Origin of the sequence: Phytoactinopolyspora endophytica, from assembly GCF_004138495.1 — a bacterium.
Lineage (GTDB): Bacteria > Actinomycetota > Actinomycetes > Jiangellales > Jiangellaceae > Phytoactinopolyspora > Phytoactinopolyspora endophytica.
Window position 1 is genome coordinate 458,905 of sequence record NZ_ML142850.1, and the last position, 3,752, is coordinate 462,656.

3 protein-coding genes are annotated in these 3,752 nt (G+C 65.4%); 2 read left to right on the plus strand and 1 reads right to left on the minus strand.

What is annotated here, in order from left to right; all coding sequences use genetic code 11:
• The coding region (locus tag ELR45_RS05405) for a golvesin C-terminal-like domain-containing protein (RefSeq protein WP_205856054.1) at positions 1-1,972 on the plus strand (1,972 nt) is incomplete at its 5' end.
• Positions 1,973-2,045: 73 nt separating this feature from the next.
• On the opposite strand, the gene ELR45_RS05410 is transcribed toward ELR45_RS05405, so the two are convergent.
• Entirely contained in the window at positions 2,046-3,344 is a 1,299-nt protein-coding gene (locus ELR45_RS05410; protein ID WP_165367496.1) for a helix-turn-helix transcriptional regulator, read from the minus strand.
• A 143-nt stretch (positions 3,345-3,487) separates the two neighbouring features.
• Here ELR45_RS05410 and ELR45_RS05415 point away from each other — a divergent pair.
• A partial coding sequence (locus ELR45_RS05415; RefSeq protein WP_165367497.1) for a DoxX family protein occupies positions 3,488-3,752 on the plus strand: 265 nt, incomplete at its 3' end.

The following is a 3,752-nucleotide window of genomic DNA, read 5'->3' on the forward strand; positions in this document are numbered from 1 at the left end:
CGACGACAACGGAGCATGGCTCGGACGCAAGGACGGCATCAACTACATCGGATACGAAGACATCCAGCAGCTCAGCGCCAACACCTACCGGTTCTTCGTCGGTCCGCAGAGCCAGCGCCAGCACGTACAGTTCCTCGACGTCGGGGACCGATTCGTCCCCGCGATCCGTGGCACCACGGGCAGATCCGGCAATGCCGTCAGCGTCCGCGAGAGCGTCGACTGCTCGATCGAGACATTCGGTATCTACGCGTGCCCACGGCTCGGAGTCCTGAGCTTCCACACCGAGGGTCTCACGATCAAGCACTGTGACGTCGAACCGCTGCCCGGCAGCGATCGATGGGTCAGCATCGCGGCGGACGGCTTCGCCTCGAGGAGCGACCGGCAGGGCCCGCTCATCGAAGACTGCAGTGTCACCGCCGCCCTCGACGATTCGATCAGCTTCAACACGGGTTGGAACGACATATTCGAGGTGGAGGCGCCGGATACGCTCCTGGTGCGGTATCGGATCGAATACCGGGTGGGCGACGACGTGCGGGCACTCGAGCAGCTGAACGGTGTCCCGATGGGCGAAGCACGCATCACCGCCATCGAGTACCTCACATATCAGGATGAAGACGCGATGCGACTCACCCTCGACCAGCCCATCGCGGACCTGACCGGCTCCGGAACGTCCCGGAGCTGGCGCCGTGGGGATCGCGATCAGGGCGAGGGCCTGTACTTCAACACGCTGCTCAACCTGAACACGCGCGCATCCGGCTTCGTCGTCCGCCGCTTCTCCACCCACTACTACAACGGCTTCCGTGTCCGCGGCGTAGACGGCCTCATCGAGGACTGCGAGTTCGTCCACGCCAAGGGCGACGCCATCCTGATGGGCCAGGAGCTGGTCTGGGGTTCGCCGGTCAACACCGAGAACGTCACGATCCGCAACAACCAGTTCATCGGGAACTACCACATCCCCTCGCGGCTGATTCAACTGCCGGAATACAAAGCCAGCGACATACTCCTGCGGAACACGAACGCGACCAGCGACGGCCTCACCACTGAGCAGAGCAACACCGACATCACCATCGCCGGCAACCACTTCGAGGGCTACGCGGTAGAGCAGTCCATCCTCATCTCCGGAGCCCAGCACGTCACGATCGAGAACAACACGTTCGTCGACCCTCACCCCGATTTCCCGGACGTCGAAGAGATCACGGTGGGGCCGCACACGAGCGACATCATCATCCGCAACAACACAGTCCCGCCGGTGAAAGTCGCGGCGCTGGTTCTCGATCCCCCAGAGATCGGCAATCCAGGTGAGTCCGCCACCCTCACAGTCCTCCTTCGCAACGACATCGACACGGTCCACTCGGGCGAAGTGGTGTTGGACATGCCGGCGGGCTGGCAGTTGACTCCCAGCCCGCTGTCGTTCAACGTCCCAGCGGGCGCCGAGAAGGAGTACGCGGTACAGATCACTGCTCCGACCGACGCCCAGCGCAACCAGAACTACCCGCTGACCGCGTCGATCGACGGCAGCAACACACGCCGCCTCGACGTGGCCATCGCCACCCTCGACACCATCGTCGACCACACGTCCGCCGACTACTCCGAATCCGGAACCTGGAACGACAGCGCCAGCCTGATGGGGTACAAAGGCGAGTCGTTGACCAGGCACAGCACACAGATAGGCGCGACGGCGACCTGGACTCCCGACCTGCCCTTGTCCGACCTGTACGAGGTCGCCGTGTGGTACCCGGAAGCGGACAACTCCGCTCTGGAGGCCAGATATATCGTGTCGGGATCCAGTGGCACCACCGAGCTCGTCGTCAACCAGCAACAGGACGCCGGCACCTGGCGCAACCTCGGCACCTTCGAGTTCTCAGCGGGCACCGGCGGCCACGTCCAGCTCGTCGTCGAGACCCGCGAGATCCCCGGCGGCTTCCACCGAGCGAACGCCGTGCGCTTCCGACCGCTGGAAACGACATCCTGACCGGACAAAGGCGCGTCTCCGCCCTTGGACCACGACACGAGAAGGGGGTTTGACACGGGCGAGACCAGCGACCTTAGGACTGCGCGTCCCGGGAGCTCGGGACGAAACCGAGGTCGCGGGCGGCCGCGGCCGCTTCGCCCCGGGAACTGACACCGAACTTGTCCAGGATATTGGCGACGTGGTACTTGACCGTGTGCTCGCTGATATGGAGGTGCTGGGCGATCTGCCGGTTGCGGTGGCCGTGTGTCAGTTGGCGCAGGACGTCGACCTCCCGCGGATTGAGTTTCGTCAGTGGATCGGCCGCCGGGGTCTCGGGCGCACTGAGCGGGATCTTCACGGTGATGGTGCTTCCCCATCCGGGCGCGGCATCGAGATCGAGTTCCGCGTCGAGCGCCGCAAGGTTCATGGCGAGGCGACGGATGCCGAAATCGTCGCGGGTCAGGGTCCCCGGTCCGTTGTCTCGAACCGAGACATGCAGCGCGCCGGCGACGACGTTCCACGCGACCCGGATCCGCGTCACATCGGCTTGTCCCAGCATGGTGAGCACTGCGCCCCGGACGCTCGCTCGTGCTGCGTTGGCGACACTCGCGGGTAGCGGGTGATCGGGCTCGTCCGGTGTGCCGAGATCCAGGGTGGCGTCGTTGTACCGCATGAGCAGGACGAGCTTGTCGGCCATCTGGGAGAACGCCTCATCGAGGGTTTCGGTGTCATGACTCCGTTCATCCTCGCGGGCCGTGCGGAGTTCCACGAGCGCCGATGCGGCCAGGTCGGTTGCCGTGTGCCGTGCTCTGGCGTCGGGGAGATGGTGTGAACGCAGTGCGCCCAGCAGGGTCGTGAGCGTCGTGGCATGGGCGTCGGTCAGCTCGGCCGCGATCCTGGCTCTCTCGTTCGATACGACCCGGGAATGCGACAGCTTCGCGGGCTCCACCCGGGTATTGAGAGCGACGATGTGCGCTGCCGCGATGTCCCACAGGTGCTGGAAGATCCTGCTTGCGGCGTCACTTGGCGTGTAGCCGTCGGGAAGGAGGCCGGCCAGTACGGAGCCGGCGGACCCATCGGGAGAAGAGGCCACCGCCAGCACTGACCGGGTGGTGTCGGCGATCGTGATGTGCCCGTGCCATGGCTGGCCGATCTCGACGGTATTGGCCAGCCGAATCATCTCGACCACAGTGGCGGGGCCGGTCGGCACGTCGCCGTGCGAGCGGACAGGGGAGGCGATGCAGTCGCCGCTGTAGAGAAGCACCCCCTCATGCGGTACCACCTCGCCGGCGACGGCGGACAGCTGCGGCAGCGTGTCCGGGAGAGATGCGTCGAGCAACCGGACGACTCCCGCGAGCGCATGTTCGACGTGGGCGCAGCCGTCCAGAGACATAGTCCACATACTAGGTTGCCGGACGCGGACAGGCGGCCATTCTTTTGGCTAGGAGGAACCGTCCAAAGGAATAGCCGGCCGCCGCGTCCGGCGAGATGAGGCTGGAGAGGTACGCCTCGCATCAGCTACCTCACGGAGACGCCATGATCCGCCACCGTCAGTACCTCCTCGACATCGGAATCCTCATCGCACGGCTCGGAACCGGCCTCATACTCGTGGCTTACGGATGGCAGAAGCTCGTCGACTGGGGCCTCTCCGGAACGGCCGAGATCATGTCCGGCGGCGGCGTGCCGCTTGCGGACATCAGCGCGTACGTCGCCACGTTCGTCGAGCTCATCGCCGGAGTCGCGCTCATTCTCGGGGCGGCGATGCCCCTGGCCGGGCTCAGCGCCGCCTTCGTCATGGCCG